We start from the raw sequence: 601 nt of genomic DNA on the forward strand, positions 1-601 counted from the left end.
CCCGAGCACCGCGGCACTCAGGGCGCTGACGCCGATGCGATCCAGCGTCTGCGGCGTCACGTCGTAGGTGTCCAGCGTGTCGACGTCCAGCGTCACCGCGCGCGAGCCGTGCCCGCGCGCATCGGCCACCATCAGCTGCAGCTTCTCGGTGCGCAGCAGGGCCTGCGTGAGTTGCCAGCTCAGGTCGTTCATCGACTGCACGTCGTCCCAGTCGTTGCCGTCGCGCGAGGTGGCCGACACGGTGTCGCCGGCATGCAGCCCGGCGCGCTCGGCGAGGCTGCCGGCCGGCGGCGTCGCGAGCACGGCCCGGGGTTCTTCCACGCCGATCCAGTGCGCCGCCGAATAGAACAGCACGGCCAGCAGCAGGTTGGCGATCGGCCCGGCCGCGACCACCGCGGCGCGCTGCCACAGCGGCTTGCGGTTGAAGGCCTGCGACTGCTCGCCCGGTGCCACCGGGCCTTCGCGCTCGTCGAGCATCTTCACGTAGCCGCCCAGCGGCAGCACCGACAGCACGAATTCGGTGCTGTCGGGCGTGCGCTGGTGGCGCCACAGCACGCGGCCGAAGCCGATCGAGAAGCGCAGCACCTTGACACCGCAGGCG

At 71.9% G+C, this 601-nt stretch carries 1 protein-coding gene; it reads right to left on the reverse strand.

What is annotated here, in order from left to right; genetic code table 11:
- Positions 1-601, reverse strand: a 601-nt coding sequence (locus tag AC1D15_RS36165; protein ID WP_477829883.1) for a site-2 protease family protein, incomplete at both ends; no start/stop codon positions are given.

Source organism: Rhizobacter sp. P2_H2 (assembly GCF_056403375.1).